The organism is Xanthomonas sp. LF07-6 (assembly GCF_034105445.1).
Lineage (GTDB): Bacteria > Pseudomonadota > Gammaproteobacteria > Xanthomonadales > Xanthomonadaceae > Xanthomonas_A > Xanthomonas_A sontii.
The window spans coordinates 1-17,058 of sequence record NZ_JAXGGI010000012.1 but is presented as its reverse complement, the minus strand read 5'-3'; the positions used below and the strand labels follow the sequence as shown (position 1 = coordinate 17,058).

The window sequence follows — 17,058 nt, the reverse complement described above, 5'->3', positions numbered from 1 at the left end:
TTGCCCAGGTTCCCACGCCCGATGACGCCGATCGCCCGCACCGCACTGGCCTGCGCCGTGCTCGCCCTGTCCGCCTGCAAGCCGCAGGCGCAGGTCGCCGACCCAGCCGCCAAGCCGGCCGCCCCTGCAGCTGCCGCCACGCCCGCAGCTGCCACGCCGGGTGCGGCCGACGACAATCTCAACGCTGTGCTGTGGATGCAGCGCTCGGCCGAATACCAGGCCCTGGCCGAGCAGACCTATCGCGCCGCCGCCGACCGCCTGGATGCGGCGCTGAAGGAGCCGAACTGGGACGCGCTGGTGCCGGAGGAGCGCGGCAACGCCGCCGCCGGGTTGAAGCCAGCGGTGGTGATGGACGTGGACGAAACCGTGCTGGACAACTCGCCGTACCAGGCGCGGCTGATCCGCAACGGCAAGGAATACGACGAGGTCACCTGGGACCAGTGGGTCGCCGAGAAGAAGGCCAAGCCGATTCCCGGCGTGGTCGATTTCGCCAAGACGGCCGACGCCAAGGGCATCACCGTGCTGTACGTGACCAACCGCGCGGTGCACCTGACCGACGCGACCCTGGCCAACCTGCGCAGCGCCGGCCTGCCGGTGGCCGACAACAGCGTGCTGCTGGGCCTGGGCACGGTGGTCAAGGACTGCGAGCAGAACGGCTCGGAGAAGAACTGCCGGCGCAAGCTGGTCGGCCAGCAGTACCGCGTGCTGATGCAGTTCGGCGACCAGCTCGGCGACTTCGCGCAGGTGGTGGCCAATACCCCGGAAGGCCGCGCGCAGTTGCTGCAGCAGTACCACGACTGGTTCGGCGAGCGCTGGTGGATGCTGCCCAACCCCAGCTACGGCTCCTGGGAGCCGGCGCTGTTCAACAACGACTTCACCCAGTCGCGCGCCGCACGCCACCAGGCCAAGGTGCAGGCGCTGGAGCTGGCGCAGTGAGTCGCGCGCCGCTGGCGCTGGCGCCGCACGAGCGCCTGATCTTCGCCCTCGACGTGCCCGGGCGCAGCGAGGCGCTGGAGTGGATCGAGCGGCTCGGCGATGCGGTGGCGTTCTACAAGATCGGCATGGAACTGCTGGCCTCGGGCGAATACTTCGACGTGCTGGACACGCTGGCCGGGCGCGGCAAGCGGGTGTTCGTGGACCTGAAGTTCTTCGACATCCCGGCCACGGTGGGCGGGGTGATCCGGCGGCTGTCGCAGTGGCCGGTGGACTACTGCACCATCCACGGCTGGCACCCGCCGATGATGCAGGCCGCGGCCGAGGCCAACGGCAGCGACATGCGCCTGCTGGCGGTGACCGTGCTGACCTCGATGGGCCGCGCCGACCTGGCATCGATGGGCATCGACCGCGCGCCGGAAGACGTGGTGGTGGAGCGCGCGCTGGCCGCGCAGGCGGCCGGCATCGACGGCGTGATCGCGTCCGGCCAGGAAGCGGCGCCGATCCGCCGCGCCACCGGCGCCGGCTTCTCCATCGTCTGCCCCGGCATCCGCCCGGGCGGCCCGGTCGGCGACGACCAGCAGCGCACCGTCGGCGTGGCCCAGGCCTTCGCCGACGGCGCCGATGCGATCGTGGTCGGCCGGCCGATCCGCCAGGCGGCCGATCCGCGTGCTGCCGCCGAGGCGATCCAGCGGGAGATCGCGCTGACGTTGGCCGGCGGCGCTGTCAGTTGATTTCAGATCAATGACTTAGAAGGCAACTTCTAAAGCATTGCTTTAGCTTCGGCGTGCCGGTAGCATGCCCAGCGTCCGGCTCTGCCGGAGATGTGCCATACCGTTCTCCGGCTTCGGTCGGATTTGAAGAGGCCCGCGCCTGGTGCGCGTGGCCTTTTTTTTTGTGCCCGCGCGGCGCGGGCCGTGCTTACACAGGCTTCGCCGCGCAATAGCGGTCGATGAAGGCCTGGTGCGGCGGCATCGCGTCGGCGCAATGGCCGATGGTCTGCTCGACGCTGGCCATGAAGCGCTCCAGATCGGCCTGCGGCACCTGGTCCACCAGCGGATGGTAGGCGCGCGGCAGGATGCCCTGCCCGACCATCACCTGCACCCAGCTGATCTCGGCGAACATTTCCTCGCCGTTGCGGTAGAAGCGGCCGCTGTCGCGGAACAGCGCCAGCGTCTCCTGCAGTTCCGGGGTGATCGGCATGCTGCGGCAGTGCCGCCAGAACGCGCTGTCGTCGCGCTCGGTGGCGTGGTAGTGCAGCAGCAGGAAGTCGCGGATGCGGTCGAACTCGAAGGCGATGCGCTCGTTGTAGCGCCGCACCAGTACCGGGCTGATGCCCTCGCGCGGGAACAGCTCCAGCAGCTTGGAGATGCCGGACTGGACCAGGTGGATGCTGGTCGATTCCAGCGGCTCCATGAAGCCGCTGGCCAGGCCCAGCGCGACCACGTTGCGGTTCCACACCTGCTTGCGGCGGCCGGTGACGAAGCGAAGCGGCCGCGGATCGGCCAGCGCCGGGCCGTCGAGGTTCGCCAGCAGCGTGGCCGCGGCCTCGTCGTCGCTGATGTGCGCACTGCAGTACACGTAGCCGTTGCCGGTGCGGTGCTGCAGCGGGATGCGCCACTGCCAGCCGGCCGCGCGCGCGGTGGCGCGGGTGTACGGCGTGGGCGGGCCGACCTTGGCGCAGGGCACCGCCAGTGCACGGTCGCACGGCAACCAGTGGCTGAAATCGTGGTAGCCGGTGTGCAGCGCCTGCTCGATCAGCAGGCCGCGGAAGCCGGAGCAGTCGATGAACAGGTCGCCGGCGATCGCCTCGCCCGATGCAAGCCGTACCGAAAGCACGTCGCCCGATTCCGGATGCAGCTGCACCTCCTCGACGATGCCCTCGCGCCGGGTCACCCCGCGCTGTTCGGCGTAGCGGCGCAGGAAGCCCGCGTACAACGCCGCATCGAAGTGGTAGGCGTAGGCGATGTTGGCCAGCGGCGAGTTCGGCGGCACATCCGTGGCCGAGGTCATGAACCGGTCGCGCTTGGCGGCGACGGTGTTGAGCGTATAGGCGCCCAGCGGCCTGGCCTTGCCGGCCAGCGCCTGCTTGAACCAGTACTGCTGGAACGGCAGCAGCCCGAGCGGATGCCCGATCTCGGTGCCGAAGCCGTGCACGTAGGACGTGCCCGGGCGTTGCCAGTCGGCGAACTCGATGCCGAGCTTGAAACTGCCCTGGGTATGGCGCACGAACTCGGCCTCGTTGATGCCGAGCAGATTGTTGAAGGCCTTGATGTGCGGCACGGTGGCCTCGCCGACGCCGACGATGCCGAGCTGCTCGGACTCGATCAAGGTGATGCGGTAGTCGGGGCCCAGCACACGCGCCAGCGCGGCAGCGGCCATCCAGCCAGCGGTGCCGCCGCCGACGATGACCAGGTTGCGAAGAGGGGCGGCGATCATGCGTGCAGGGTCCTGTACCGGAAAAAGAGGCGACCGCAAACGCGGACGGGGCCACGCGGCCCCGTCCGTTGAAACCCCACGCGCGCCGGTCGGGCACGCGCGTGGGTCATACGGTGGATCAGAACTTGGCGCCGATCTCGAAGGTCACCGTCCGCGGCACGTACATGATGTCGCCGGTCTTGTTGATGGTGATGTTCGGATCGAAACGGCCATTGGAGCCGAAATCGTTGTACGAGTACGACGCGTAGTTCTTGAAGTTGAAGGCGTTGAGCAGGTTCACGCGCGCCGTCAACTTGAAGTCGTTGTACACGGTGAAGTCCTTGGTCGCCTGGAAGTCGACCGTGCGGTAGCCCCAGATCTTGCCGCCGACCAGGAACTTGCCGCTGCCCGGCGGCACCGCCGCCACCTGCTGGCAGGTCGCGCCATCGGGATCGGTCTTGCCATAGCACGCGATGGTGTTGATCGGCTCCGGCGTGGCCAGCACCACCTTGGCACCGAAGGTCAGGCCCCACGGGCCGTCGATCGAGCCGGAGGCGACGAAGCGGTGCGCCGACACGGCATCGGACTTCACGAACGGATAGTCGTGGATGGTCGCCTTGTCGAACGCGTACGGCTCGTCGATGTTGCGGTTCTGACGCGCGCTGGTGTGGGTGTACGACAGGGTCAGACCCCAGCCCGATTCCTTGGTGTACGGCTTGTCGGCCGACAGCAGCACCTGGCTGCTGCGCTGCTCCAGGCCATTCATGCCCAGGATCGTGTTCTGGTAGCCCGGCACCGGCTGGCCCCACGGGGCGCTGCCGTTCTGGAAGTAGGAACCATCCGGGTAGCGGTTGATCAGCGACATGGCGAAGCCGTCGTAGCTGAGCACGCGCTGGAAGGTCACGTCGGTCTGCCAGTCGCCGACCTGGTTGGTGATGCCGATGCTGTACTGGTCGCTGTACGGCGTCTTCAGGTGGTTGTTGAACATGAACAGTTCGGCGCTGCCACTGACGCCGGGGATGGTGTTCAACTGGTCAACGCCATTGAGGTAGCGCGGATCCCACGCGGTGCAGACGCGGTCGCCACGGTAGCACTGGCCGGTAGCCGGGTTCTGGAAGTACACCGCGACCGGCGACAGCGCGGCCTTGCTGGTTTCCAGCGCCAGCTGTTCGAACAGGTTGCGATCGTAGGAGCGGCCGGCGCCACCGTGCAGCACCGAGCTCTCGTCGCCGAAGAAGTCGTAGGAGAAGCCCAGGCGCGGTGCCCAGCCATCCTTGAAGTTCTTGCGGTTGCGACCGGTGCTGATGTAGTCGGCGACATTGATGCCGCTGGGCAGCAGGCGGTTGGCCCAGGGCTGGCCCGGGTTGGCCGGATCGTTGGAGTACAGCGCGTTGACGAAGGCCTGCGAGGTGACGAAGTCGGTGTAGGCCGGGCTGTCCTCGTAGTCCCAACGCACGCCGACGTTGATCATCAGCTTGTCGGTCGCCGCCCAGTCGTCCTGGATGTAGATGCCGTACTGCTTGGACGGCGACTCCACCGTGGCCTTCTGGCCGGGGGTGTTGTACGGCGCAACGTAGTCCACGCGATACGGCGTGGCGGCGACGCCGTTGTTGTTGACCGCATAGCTGAACTGCGGGTTGAGCGCAGCGGCATCCTGCGAGGTCAGCTTGATGTCCTTGTAGCTGACGCCCATCTTGATGGTGTGCTCGCCATGCCACTGGAAGCTGGTGAAGGTCAGGTCGTTCTGCAGGAACCAGCCCTTCTGGCTCTTGCGCTGCACGTTCAGACCGCCGGCGGAGCCGGTTTCCAGGAAGGTGTATTCGTCTACATCGGTGGAGCCGGCGCGGGGCGCCAGATACTTGTAGACGACGCCGTTGCCGATGCTCTTCGGATTCGGGTTGTTCTCCGAGTCCTCGGTACCGACGATCAACTCGTTGAACCAGTTGTCGGCGCTGTGCTGCCAACGGATGTTGGCGCGCTTGTCCTTGTTGATCTTGTTGGTGCCGTGTTCCGGCGTGCTGGTGCCGCCGACGTTGCCGGTCTGGGTCTCGTCGCGGTACTGGCCGCTCAGTTCGATGCGATCGCGATCGGTCGGTTCGAAATCGATCTTGCCGAAGTACAGGTCTTCGGTGAACGGCATGTTGGCCGCACCGAACTGGCTCGACAGGTTGGACGGCAGCAGGCCCACGTACGGCTGCGCCGTGTTGTCCGCCTGCACGCTCTTCGGCACCACGTTCTCCTTGCCTTCGTAGGCGACGAAGAAGTGCATGCGGTCCTGGATGATCGGGCCGCCCAGGGCGAAGCCGTATTCCTTGGTCTGCGAATCGATCTTGCCGTTCGCTTCGTCGGGACGCTTGTCGCGCAGATCCTGGTCGGTGTAACGGTAGAAGGCTTCGCCGTGGAACTCGTTGGTGCCGGACTTGGTGGCCGCGGTGATCGCCGCGCCGCTGATCTGGCCGTACTCCGCCTTGTAGTTGGAGGTGATCACCTTGTACTCGCCGATCGCCAACTGCGGGAACGGGTTGCCCTGGGTGTCGCTCTGGCCGGCGATGCCGCCGCCCTTGACGTAGCTCTTCTGACCGACGCCGTCGATGTACAGGTTGCCGGCGCTGGCATTGGACGCACCGCCGCGCAGCTTGGTGTTTCCGTTGCCGTCGATCTGGAACACCATGCCCGGCACGGTGTCGGCGAACTCCAGGAAGTTGCGGGTGGCCTGCGGCAGCTGCTGGATCTGGTGCAGCGACACCACGTTGCCCACTTCCGAGGTCTTGACGTCCTTCAGCAGCGGCGCGCTGACGGTGACGGTGTCCAGGGTGGTCGCGTTGCCGCCAGCGGCGGTGGTACCGGCGTCGAGATCGACGGTGGACGAGGACGCGACCTGCAGGGTCACCGTCTTGGTGACGCCGTTGGCCTCGACCTTGTAGGTGCCCGGCGGCAGGCCGACCACGGTGTAGTTGCCGTTGGCGGCGATCGGCGCGCGACGCACCGAGCCGGTGGCGACGTTGGTGACGGTGACTTCGGTGCCGGCCTGGGCGGCGGCGACCTGGCCGCGCAGGGTCGCGCTGCTGGACTGGGCCATCGCCGGCATCGTGGCGAACAGGCAGGTGGCCAGCGCGCAGCACAGCAGGCTGCGTGCGGGCAGGTTGGAGGCGGAACGCGATTTCTTCATGACTAAAGCCCTCCCAGGGCGGTCAACGGGATCATTGTTGTGTTCTTCTAGGTGGTGCAAAAAACGACATCGGTGCTGCATGCGTCGGTGTCAGTCCATGGCGGTCCCTCGCTGGGCACTGGAAGCACGAACGATCAGTTGCGGAGCGATCGCATTGGCCGCTGCCGCCGACGCCCCCGGAGCGGCATGCGGCTCCAGCGCACCGAGCAGCAGTTGCATGGCGCGGGCGCCGAAGCCGGCGATGTCCACGCGCATGGTCGTCAGGGCCGGATGCACGTAGCGTGCCATCGGCACGTCGTCGAAGCCGGCCAGGGCGATGTCTTCGGGCACGCGCAGCCCCGCATGGGTGAAGGCGAACAGGCAGCCCAGCGCCATCATGTCGTTGGCGGCGAACACCACGTCCGGCCGCTGCCCCTGCAGCAGGGCTTCGCCGGCGCGGTAGCCGGAGGCCTCGTCGAAGGCGCCGGGCAGCACCAGCGGCGCCTGCTGCGGGCAGCGCTCGCGCAGTTCATGGCGGTAGCCGCGCAGGCGTTCGCGCGCATCGAAGTTGTCGTCCGGCCCGGCGATGAAGGCGATGCGGCGGTGGCCCACGTCCAGCAGGTGGCGGGTCATCGTACGCGCGCCGCCGTAGTTGTCGACGTTGAGCACCTGCGCTTCGCCGATGCGCTCGGCGCAGTTCATCAGCACCGCCGGCAGCGTGCCGGGCAGCATGTCGGCCGGATCCTCGGCATCGCTGGCCAGGGACGGCGACATGATCAGCAGTCCGTCGACGCGTCCGGGCATGCGCCGCACCGCCAGCCGCTGCTGTTCCGGCTCGCCGTGGTAGCTGGACACCAGCAGGTGCAGGCCGCGCTCGCGCGCCACCGTGTCGATGCCGCGGATCAGTTCGGAGAAGAACTCGCCGTGCAGGTCCGGCAGCACCACGCCGATGGTGTGGGTGCGGCGGCTGCTCAGGCTGCGCGCGGCGTGGTGCGGCACGTAGTGCAGGGTGCGCGCGGCTTCCAGCACGCGCGCGCGCACCGACTCGGCCACGTGCTGATGGCCGTTCATGGTGCGCGACACGGTGGCCACCGAGACGTTGGCCAGGCGCGCCACGTCCTTGATGGTGATGTTGGCGCGCTGGTCCGGCGCCATGACGGGGGGCGGGCTCACCAGCGTGCCTCCAGGGTCCGGAACGGCTTGGACAGGGTCACGCCGCCGGCGTCGTAGTGGTCGATCCGGCGGCCGTCCACGCGCACCTGCGCCGGCCGCGTGCGCGTCGGCCAGACCACGCGCACGGCGGTGCCGGCGCGCAGGCCGCTGTCGAGTTCGACGCGCAGCCGCCCGTCGCGCTGGCGCGCGCGCAGGCCGAGCGTGCCGTAGGCGGTGGGCAGGCGCTGCACGGCCAGGCCATCGTCGGCGAGCCAGGCCGGCGGCACGCCGGGCAGCAGCACCAGCGCGTCGTCGCCCTCGTGCATGAGCATGCCGAACAGGGTGCGCGCGTACTCGGCGCCGATCCAGGTGTGCGGCATGTCGCCCAGGTAGCGCGGGAAGCGCAGCCGCGACTGCACCACCTCGGCCAGCACCTGCCATTCGAACGGGCGGCGGTCGCGCAGCAGGTCCTGCAGCAGTTCGTCGGCCACCTGCGGCTGGTCCAGATGCACGTAGGTCAGCACGTTGCGCATCTCGTACGGGGTGTAGGCCCACAGCGCATTCGGTTGCTTGCGCTGGCGCACGTCTTCCAGATAGCGCGCGAAGGTGGTGCGCAGCGCCGCCTCCGGCAGCAGGTCCTGCTGGCCGGTGGGATCCAGCGCGATCGAGACGCTGGTCGGATCGCCGTCGCCCAGGTCGGCCGCAGCGGGAATGTAGTCCGCGCCCTTCCACGCCATGGTGGCGCGGATGGACGCGGCCAGCGAGCTGCGCAGCGCCGCGTACTGTTCGCGCGCCCAGGCGGCGGTGGCGGCATCGCCCAGCGATTCGGCCAGCCAGGCGCCGTCGTGCCAGCCCTTCAGCGCCCAGTAGTCGTCCCAGTAGCTGTGGGTGGGGCTGGAATAGCCTTCGTGACTGATCGACGGGGCGAGGATGCCGCGGAAGCGTTCCGGCGCCGGCTGCTCGGCCATGTAGCCCGGCACCAGGGTGCGCTCGCGCAGTTCCTGCAGGAACTGCATGGCCAGCTTCACCTTCGGCAGGTAGGCGCGCACGCTTTCCGGGCCGCCGTCCAGCCGCGCGACGTCGGCGACCAGGGTGATGTACTCGCCCTGGCTGTCGTACTCCAGGTCCGAGCCGAAGCCATCGTTGACGCTGCCGTCGTCGTTGAGGATCGGCGAGACCAGCCCGTTCGGGTGCACCGCGTGGTCGCTGTACCACTGCAGGTAGTCGCGCGCGACCTGCTCCTGGCCCATCCGCAGCAGGATCGCCGAGGTGGCCATACCGTCGCGGATGAAGGAGCGGTTGTAGTTGCGCGGCCCCGGCTGCATCGCCGGGCCGGTCTGGTTGATCAGCATGTACGCGGCCTGCGCGCGCAGCATGTCCACCAGGCTGGCGTCGGGCAGGCGCAGGCCGACGTTGCCCAGGCGCTGCTGCCAGTCCGCGGAAACCTGCTCGGCCAGCGCGTCGAAGCTGCGGCCCGCATCGCCGCGGCCGGCGGCGAGCAGGGCGTCGCGGTCCAGCGGCGGCGCCGGCGGCAGGCGGCCCTGGGCGTCGGCGCTTGCGGTGCCCAGCGGAAACGCCAGCACCACGTCCTGTTGCGCACCCGGCACCAGGCGCACCGTGTAGTTCAGCATCGCCGCGGCCAAGCCGTCGGCGTCGCGGGCCTGGCGCTGCGCCGGCAGCGTGCCGGCGGCGACGTGGCGGGTGATCTCGGTGGCGCCGTTCGCGCCGAACGCTTCGGCGCCGCCGCCGCTGGGCGCGCTCAGCGAGGTCAGCAGCGCGCGGCCGTCGACCTGCACGACGTTGCCGTCGACGGCGACGTCGTGGATCGGCGACAGGCCGCCGTTCTGCCACGGCGGATTCATCTGCATCGGCCGCACCAGCAGCGACAGGGTGCCGCTGACCGGGGTGGTGCCGGTGTTGCGCAGGCGATGGCGCAGCAGCGTCACCGGCTGGCCGTCGCGTTCGATCGCGAAGGTCTCGCTGCGCAGTTCCAGCCCCGGCTGCGGCGACCAGCGCACCGACGGCATCGGCTTCCAACCGTCGCGCAAGGCGTGGGTGAGCGCATGGCCGTCGGCGCCGGCGGCGGTGCCGGAGGCGTCGCGCCACAGCGGCTGCACCAGCGGCGCGCCCTTCCACGCCTCCAGGTTGCCGTACTCGTCGAAGATCGATTTCTGCCGGCCGGCGTGGATGCCGACCGCGGTCCAGTAGGTCTGCTGCATGTGCAGCGAGGCCGGGAACAGCGCGCGCGTGGCGCCGCGCTGCGCGGCGACCTGGTAGCGCTTCATCGGCGTCATCACCGCCTTCGGCCCCAGCAGGCGCAGGCGCGCCAGGGTCGGCGCGACGCCACCGGGCGCGGCGTCCACGCGCAGGCGCAGCGCGCGCACCGGCAGCGGCGCCGTGCCGGCCAGGTAGGCGCTGTCGCTGTCGCCGGCCTGCGGATCGTCGGCCAGCGTCCGCCAGCGGCCCGCGGCGTCCTGCGCCTGCAACTGCGCCGCGCCATGCGCGCCGGCGAACTCGACGATCAGGCCGGCGCTGTCGAACGCGCGCGGGAAGGCGATATCCAGTTGCCGCGCCTGCGCGCCCTTGCCCGGCATCGCCACCGCGGCACCGCCCTGCCACAGCGCCGCAGCGTCGGCTGCGGACACGCCACGCAATTGCGCAGCGTCGGCGCCCAGCGGCTGCATCTCGTAGATCGACACGCCCCAGTCGGCGCTGCGCGCGGGCGCAGCCAGGCGCAGGTAGCGGGCCAGATGCGGCGCGAAGAACACGGTCTCGGTGCCGCCCAGCGAATCGGCCATCGTGTACACCGTGTCCCAGCGCTGGCCATCGCGCGAGGTCTGCAGCAGGAAGCCTTCCGGATTGGAGGTGTCCCATTGCAGGCGCACGCCGCCGACCTGCGCGGCGCGGCCCAGGTCGATCTGGAACCAGTGGCCGGGACTGAAGGCGCCGGCGGTGCGGGTGCTAGCGTCGCCGTCGATCAGATAGCCGATCGCCTGCGCCTTGACCTGCTTGGAGGAACTGGACGCCTGCCATTGCGCACGCGGCGGCAGGCGGCCGTCCTGCGCCTGCACCGGGGCCGTCATCGCAAGTCCGTACAGGACTGCGGACAACACCCAGGCGCAGCGGCGCGCGCCACCGTGACCGAGCACTCGGATGATCTCTGACGAATATCGCACTGGGTCCCCCGGCCAGCACCGCCTCAATCGAGGTGGGCGGACGTTAGCAGCAACTGCAAGCGGTTACATGATGCGTTGCAACATCCGCAATCCACTGGCACATCTGGCCATATGCCGACATGCCTGTCCCGACAGCCCAACGCCGGGTCATGAAATGTCCCGCCGCGACAAGCCCAGCCCCCTGGCTGCCTGCCGGTCGTCCCCGCACCGCCGCCCCGCCCGGCTTGCCGGAATCGCCCGCGCCCAGCAAGATGCGGGACGTTTTGGGGAACGAGCCCGCATCGTATGTCGTCCTGCCCGACCCGGGTCATCTCCTCGCGCGCGCTGTGCGTCCTGCTGTTGGCGATGCTCGCCCTGGCCGTGGGCGGATGCAAGCGCACGCCCGCCGAACTGCCCGGCGCCAGCGCCGAGCCGGCCGCCGCGGTGCGCACGCTGGCGCACGCGCTGCAGCGCAACGACCTGCTCGGTTACGCCCGCGCCGCGGTGCCGCCGGCCCAGTACCAGCGCCTGCAACAGGCCTGGAGCGAGGACCGCAGCCGCTGGCCGCTGACCGAGCTGCCGCTGGCCGAACGCCTGCCCGAGGTGCTCGACACCCTCGCCGCGCCGGACGCCGAGCGCCAGCTGCAGCGCGCCTTCGACGCGCAGTTCGGCGGCCAGGCGGCGAGCCTGAAGCAGGCGGCGCACTCGCTGGGCCTGTTCGGCGTGCAGTTCCTGCGCAACCAGGGCCACTACACGCCCGAACAGCGCGGCCACTACGTGCAACTGGTGCAGGCGCTGAGCGCCTGGGCCGCGCGCGCGCCGTTGTCCGAGCGCAAACGCGCCCAGGCGGCGCTCGCGCGGCTGTGCGCGGGCGCGCGCCGCACCGGCGTGCGCAACGATGCCGACCTGCGCACCCTGGGCATGGACGAGAGCCTGCGCCGGCTGGGCCCGTTCGTGGCCGACCTCAAGGCGGTGCTGGCCGACTACGGCCTGGACCTGGATGCCAGCGCCGGCGCGCTGCGCACCGGCCTGGTCAACCAGCAGGGCGACCAGGCGGTGGTGCGCATCCAGTACCCGCTGGACGGCGAACAGATCGACACCACCGCGGTGCTGGTGCGCCGCGACGGGCACTGGTACCTGCGCGACACCCTCAGCGAGGTGGATGCGCTGCTGGCGGCCAGCGCCGGCACCGCCACCGCGGCCGCGGCACCCGCCGCCGACCCCGTCCCGCCGGCTAAGCGATAATGGCCCAGATGCCAGAACAGAATCCCCTCCCGTTCCCCGACGACGCCGCGGCCGCACGCGCGGCCGACGCGGCACGTGCGCCCGCCGACGCGCCCCCCGCCGACCCCGGCGCCGCGCCCTCTTCGACCGTCGTCCCTTCCACCCTGCCCGTGGCCGCACCCGCCGCGCGCCAGGCCAAGGGGCCGCTGTGGGCGCGCCTGCTCGGGCGCCTGGCCGACCCCTGGCTGGGCCTGAAGATCGAACCGGCCGAGCCGGGCCAGTACAACGACGGCCGCCCGGTGGTGTACGTGCTGGAGGACTACGGCCTGTCCAACGCGCTGATCCTGGACAAGGCCTGCCGCGAATCCGGCCTGCCCTCGCCGCTGGTGCCGCTGCCCGGCGACCCGCTGGGCCGCAAGCGCGCCTACCTGGCGCTGTCCCGGCGCAGCAGCAACCACGCGCTGCTGCCGGAGCAGCGCGGCGCCAAGACCCACTCCGATTCGCTGGCCAAGCTGCTGCAGGCGCACCGCGAGCGCCCGGAGCTGGACATCCACTTGGTGCCGGTGTCGATCTTCGTCGGCCGCGCCCCGGACAAGCAGAGCGGCTGGTTCGCCGTGCTGTTCTCGGAAAACTGGGCGCTGGTGGGCAGCTTCCGGCGCCTGCTCGGCGTGCTGCTCAACGGCCGCAGCACCATCGTACGCTTCGCCCCACCGGTGTCGATGCGGCAGACGGTGGAGGAAGGGCTGCCGCCCGAGCGCACCGTGCGCAAGCTGCAGCGCGTGCTGCGCACCCACTTCCGGCGCATCCGCGAGGCGGTGATCGGCCCCGACCTGTCGACCCGGCGCCTGCTGGTGGACCAGGTGCTGGCCGCCGAGCCGGTGCGCGAGGCCATCGCCGCGCAGGCCAAGCGCGACAACAGCAAGCCGGTGGACGCCTGGCGCAAGGCGCACGCCTACGCCTGGGAGATCGCCGCCGACTATTCCAGCCCGGTGGTGCGCTCGGCCAGCTTCCTGCTGACCCACGTGTGGAACCGCATCTACGCCGGCGTGCTGGTCCACCACCTGGACAAGCTCAAGGACGCCGCGCCCGGGCACGAAGTGATCTACGTGCCCAGCCACCGCAGCCACATGGACTACCTGCTGCTGTCCTACCTGCTGTACGAACGCGGCATCGTGCCGCCGCACATCGTGGCCGGCATCAACCTCAACCTGCCGGTGGTCGGCACCCTGCTGCGCAAGGGCGGCGCGTTCTTCATCCGCCGCTCGATCAAGGGCAACGCGCTGTACTCGGCGGTGCTCAGCGAGTACGTGGCGCAACTGGTCGCCGGCGGCTACTCGATCGAGTACTTCGTCGAAGGCGGACGCTCGCGCACCGGCCGCCTGCTGCAGCCCAAGGGCGGCATGATCGCGATGACCCTGCGCGCGTTCCTGCGCCAGCCGCGCAAGCCGGTGCTGTTCCAGCCGATCTACGTCGGCTACGAGAAGCTGATGGAGGGCAACAGCTACCTCGACGAACTCAGCGGCCGGCCCAAGGAGAAGGAATCGATCTGGGCGCTGCTGTGGGGCATCCCCAAGGTGCTCAAGCAGAACTACGGCCAGGTGGTGGTGAACTTCGGCGAGCCGATTCCGTTGAGCCAGGTGCTGGCGCAGCGCGCGCCGGAATGGGACGGCCAGCCGCTGGGCGAGGACGAGAAACCGGCCTGGTTGAACGGCACCGTCGATGCGCTGGCGCAGCAGATCCAGGTGCACATCAACGCCGCCGCCGACGTCAACCCGGTCAACCTGCTGGCGCTGGCGCTGTTGTCCACGCCCAAGCACGCCATGGGCGAGGCCGACCTGATCGCGCAGATCGAACTGTGCAAGAAGCTGCTGGCGGAACTGCCGTACTCGGACCGGGTCACGGTGACCCCGCATTCGCCCGAGCGCATCATCGCCCACGCCGAAGAGATCAACGTGCTCACCCGCACGCCGCATCCGCTCGGCGACGTGCTTAGCGTCAACGGCGACAACGCGGTGCTGCTGAGCTACTTCCGCAACAACGTGCTGCACCTGTTCACCGCCTCCTCGTGGGTGGCGTGCTGTTTCCAGAACAACCGCCGCATGAGCCGCGCCGGCCTGCTGCGACTGGGCCGCACCGTGTACCCGTTCCTGCAGGCGGAACTGTTCCTGCCGTGGAGCGAGGACCAGTTCGCCGAGCGCATCGAACGCACCATCGAGGTGTTCGTGCGCGAAGGCCTGCTGCTGCAGCTCGCCGAGGACGACGGCAGCGTGCTGGCGCGCAACACTGGCCAGACCGACGAGGTGTTCCGCCTGCGCGCCATCGGCCACTCGCTGCAACAGGCGTTCGAGCGCTATTACATCGCCATCTCGGTCCTGGTGAAGAACGGCCCGGGCAAGCTCGGCGCCGGCGAACTGGAGAGCCTGTGCCAGCAGGCCGCGCAACGTCTGAGCCTGCTGTACGCACCGGCGGCGCCGGAGTTCTTCGACAAGACCCTGTTCCGCGGCTTCATCCAGAAACTGCGCGAACTGAAGCTGGTGTGGCCGGACGAGAACAGCAAGCTGGTGTTCGACGAACGGCTGGATGCGTGGGCGAAGGACGCGAAGTTCATCCTTGGCCGCGAACTGCGCCACACCATCGAACGGGTCAGCCCGGAAGCGGCCAAGGTGGAGGAGCCGCCGGTTCCGCAGGATTGAGGCGACAGTCGCAGCACTTGCCGTCGTGATGCGGTGAGATCCTGGCGCGTGGCGACGCGCCAAACAGAAGGGCGCCCTGGTATCACTGCGGCGCGGCGGTTGACGCCGCGGCACAGTGACTTCCGACACGCGACCATGGGCCTGCGCGGCCCGAGCATGCTCCAAACTCCCTGCTGCGGGTTCCGGCGATGCGCACAGCTCCTCTTTTCGCTCTGTTGCTGCTTGCCGCCTCCAGCGGGCCCGCGTGGGCCGACCAAGGCGACGACGCTGGCAAGCACGACCACCGGCCGCAGGTGTCCTCGCGCCAGTGCGGCCTGAGCACGCCGTTCAACGTGCTCGCCGACACTGGCGGCATCTGGCTGACCCGCAGCGATGGCGACGGGCCGCGCGAGATCTTCTTCCATGCCGGCGAACTGAGCGTGGATCACCAGGTGCAGCAGATCGGCGCAGCGGATGCGCAGCGATTGCTGGACATGGAGCGCGAGACCCGCGCGCTGATGCCGGAGGTGACGGATCTCTCGCACGAAACGGTCGACCTCAGTTACGACGTGCTCGGCGTCGTCGTCGAAGTGCTGACCGGCAATGCGGGCAATGCGCGCAAGATCGAGCGGCTACGCACGCAGGCCAACGCATACGTCGACGGCACGCTCGGCAGGGGACGCTGGGACCAGACCGCGTTCGACAGCAATTTCGAGCGCTACGTGCAGACCCAGGCCGAGAGTTTCTCAGGCAGCATCGCCCGCCACCTGCTCTGGCAGATCGTCACGGGCCGCGCTGATGCCATCGACAAGCGCGCCAACCGCATGGACGCCGCCCTCGAGGCCCGCCTGGATGCGCGCAGCAAGGGCATCGAAACCAAGGCGCAGGCGCTGTGCGCGCGGGTGGCGCGGCTGGATCAGCTGCAGCAGGCGCTGGAATACCGTTACCACGGCCAGCCGTTGCGCCTGCTCACCACCTCCGAGGACGGTACGCCTGAGCAGAGCACCGCCGCCCTCGTCGGTACCGACGATACGCCGCGGAGCAATGCGGTCACGGTGCCGTCGGTCCCAACGCATTGAGCCTGACGCCGCCGCTGGCGCGTGGCGACGCAGCCGCCGCGCTGGCGGCCTGCGGCGACGACAGCACCGCTCAGGCGTCGAACAGATCTCCGGTGCGCGGCCCCGCAGCCGCCGCATCGGGCGGATAGACCAACTGCCCCTGCGCGTCGCTGCGCGCAGCCGGGTTGAGCGTGGCCGGCTCCTGGCGGCCGACATCGATCAGGTGCACCACCGGATGGCCATGGTGCAGCAGGTGGTCGCAGACGATCTGGCGGTGGCACTGCCGCCAGTAGGCCTCGGCGCACATGACCGCGCACGCGCCGTCCTCGCCGAAGGCCTGCAACTCGGCCAGCGCCTCGGCGAATTCGGCGCCCAGCGCGTAGTCGGCGTAGTGGTGGAAGCTGACGCTGCGCCAGTGGCCGTTGCGCTGCGGATCGACGCCCGGCTGCCTGCCGCGGCGTCCGCCCAGGGCGCGGAAGTGCCGGTAGGCGATGCCCGCGGCGGCCAGCGCCGGTGCCAGCGCGCTGCCGTCGAACTGCGGGAACCGCCGCGAGTACGGAAAGGCGCGCACGTCGGCGAGCCGGGTGACGCCGGCGCCCTTCAGGATCTGCAGGAAGGTCTCCAGGCTGCGCGTGGAATGGCCGACGCTGAAGAAGGTCGCCGCGCTCACGCCGGTTCGTCGGGGATCAGCAGATGTTCCAGGCGCAGGATGCAGTCCTTCAGTTGCAGCTTGCGCTTCTTCAGCCGCTTGGCTTCCAGCTCGTCGTCCAGATTGGCCGGGATGCGCTGCAACTGTTCGTCGAGCGCGCGGTGCTCCCGACGCAGGGCGTCGATGCGCAGGGAGATCTCGGCGGGCGTCAGGGTGTCCACGAGGTTCGAGCATACACAGGCCACCGGTCCGCCGTCACCGTGCAACGCGCCGCTATGCCGGGCGCAGGCCAGCCTGCACAATGCGCGCGGGCGCCGCGGCGGAGGCGGCGCCCTCCCACCCTCGTGCCACCCGCGGCAGGATCGCCGCGCCGAAAGGAGTCAGCCATGCGTTCGTTCCGTTCCCCGTTCGTTCTCGCCCTCGCCCTGGCGGCGGCCCTGCCGCAGCTGGCCGCGGCGGCCGATGCCAAGTTCTCCGGCTTCCTGTGCTGCAACATGCGCAGCGACGGCAGCTGGATCAGCGACAGCAACTACGCCGAAGACGGCAAGCGGGTGATCCCGGCCGGCACGCCGGTGCGGGTGACCGGCTACGGCCGCTACCGGGTCAATGTGCTGATCGACGGCAAGAAGCAGTCGATCGGCAACGACTA

At 69.7% G+C, this 17,058-nt stretch carries 11 protein-coding genes and 1 pseudogene; 6 read left to right on the top strand and 6 right to left on the bottom strand.

Annotated elements, in window-relative coordinates; all coding sequences use genetic code 11:
- The first annotated feature begins 21 nt into the window (after window positions 1–21).
- Window positions 22–936: a 5'-nucleotidase, lipoprotein e(P4) family gene (locus SLW56_RS16340; RefSeq protein WP_153751376.1), complete on the top strand. Its 915-nt coding sequence runs from the start codon at window positions 22–24 to the stop codon at window positions 934–936.
- A complete protein-coding gene (pyrF, locus tag SLW56_RS16335) occupies window positions 933–1,667 on the top strand; it encodes an orotidine-5'-phosphate decarboxylase (RefSeq protein WP_152238352.1) in 735 nt (244 codons plus the stop codon). Before SLW56_RS16340 ends, pyrF begins: the two co-directional genes overlap by 4 nt.
- 187 nt (window positions 1,668–1,854) lie before the next feature.
- Here the strand turns inward: pyrF and SLW56_RS16330 are convergent, their stop codons facing one another.
- From SLW56_RS16330 to SLW56_RS16315, 4 genes are all read right to left on the bottom strand, one after another.
- Entirely contained in the window at window positions 1,855–3,372 is a 1,518-nt protein-coding gene (locus SLW56_RS16330) for a tryptophan halogenase family protein (protein ID WP_320695167.1), read from the bottom strand.
- A gap of 118 nt (window positions 3,373–3,490) precedes the next feature.
- Window positions 3,491–6,520 (bottom strand): TonB-dependent receptor, encoded by a 3,030-nt coding sequence (locus SLW56_RS16325; RefSeq protein ID WP_295909569.1) that lies wholly within the window; start codon window positions 6,518–6,520, stop codon window positions 3,491–3,493.
- A 90-nt stretch (window positions 6,521–6,610) separates the two neighbouring features.
- Complete coding sequence (locus SLW56_RS16320; protein WP_295909755.1) at window positions 6,611–7,654, bottom strand: LacI family DNA-binding transcriptional regulator; 1,044 nt, start codon at window positions 7,652–7,654, stop codon at window positions 6,611–6,613.
- Between the two features lie 14 nt (window positions 7,655–7,668).
- Window positions 7,669–10,734 (bottom strand): discoidin domain-containing protein, encoded by a 3,066-nt coding sequence (locus SLW56_RS16315; protein ID WP_320695166.1) that lies wholly within the window; start codon window positions 10,732–10,734, stop codon window positions 7,669–7,671.
- Between the two features lie 378 nt (window positions 10,735–11,112).
- Between SLW56_RS16315 and SLW56_RS16310 the strand changes: the two genes are divergently transcribed.
- From SLW56_RS16310 to SLW56_RS16300, 3 genes are all read left to right on the top strand, one after another.
- Window positions 11,113–12,051, top strand: coding sequence for a hypothetical protein (locus SLW56_RS16310; protein ID WP_295909571.1), 939 nt, complete (start codon window positions 11,113–11,115; stop codon window positions 12,049–12,051).
- Window positions 12,051–14,723, top strand: coding sequence for a glycerol-3-phosphate 1-O-acyltransferase PlsB (plsB, locus tag SLW56_RS16305; RefSeq protein WP_295909573.1), 2,673 nt, complete (start codon window positions 12,051–12,053; stop codon window positions 14,721–14,723). Before SLW56_RS16310 ends, plsB begins: the two co-directional genes overlap by 1 nt.
- Before the next feature lie 215 nt (window positions 14,724–14,938).
- A complete protein-coding gene (locus SLW56_RS16300) occupies window positions 14,939–15,781 on the top strand; it encodes a DUF2884 family protein (RefSeq protein ID WP_320695197.1) in 843 nt (280 codons plus the stop codon).
- 70 nt (window positions 15,782–15,851) lie between these two features.
- On the opposite strand, the gene SLW56_RS16295 is transcribed toward SLW56_RS16300, so the two are convergent.
- Complete coding sequence (locus SLW56_RS16295; RefSeq protein ID WP_267098896.1) at window positions 15,852–16,430, bottom strand: DUF488 domain-containing protein; 579 nt, start codon at window positions 16,428–16,430, stop codon at window positions 15,852–15,854.
- Window positions 16,427–16,630 (bottom strand): DUF465 domain-containing protein, encoded by a 204-nt coding sequence (locus tag SLW56_RS16290; RefSeq protein ID WP_017908896.1) that lies wholly within the window; start codon window positions 16,628–16,630, stop codon window positions 16,427–16,429. The genes SLW56_RS16295 and SLW56_RS16290 overlap by 4 nt, the downstream gene beginning before the upstream one ends.
- Window positions 16,631–16,795: 165 nt before the next feature.
- Between SLW56_RS16290 and SLW56_RS16285 the strand changes: the two are divergent.
- Window positions 16,796–17,058 (top strand): annotated as a pseudogene (locus SLW56_RS16285) (hypothetical protein); the annotation flags it as partial.

Coding starts and splice junctions, on each gene's coding strand:
- SLW56_RS16340 (WP_153751376.1), top strand. CDS start 22: ATGACGCCGATCGCCCGCACCGCACTGGCCTGCGCCGTGCTCGCCCTG.
- SLW56_RS16330 (WP_320695167.1), bottom strand. CDS start 3,372: ATGATCGCCGCCCCTCTTCGCAACCTGGTCATCGTCGGCGGCGGCACC.
- SLW56_RS16325 (WP_295909569.1), bottom strand. CDS start 6,520: ATGAAGAAATCGCGTTCCGCCTCCAACCTGCCCGCACGCAGCCTGCTG.
- SLW56_RS16320 (WP_295909755.1), bottom strand. CDS start 7,654: ATGGCGCCGGACCAGCGCGCCAACATCACCATCAAGGACGTGGCGCGC.
- SLW56_RS16315 (WP_320695166.1), bottom strand. CDS start 10,734: ATGACGGCCCCGGTGCAGGCGCAGGACGGCCGCCTGCCGCCGCGTGCG.
- SLW56_RS16310 (WP_295909571.1), top strand. CDS start 11,113: ATGTCGTCCTGCCCGACCCGGGTCATCTCCTCGCGCGCGCTGTGCGTC.
- plsB (WP_295909573.1), top strand. CDS start 12,051: ATGGCCCAGATGCCAGAACAGAATCCCCTCCCGTTCCCCGACGACGCC.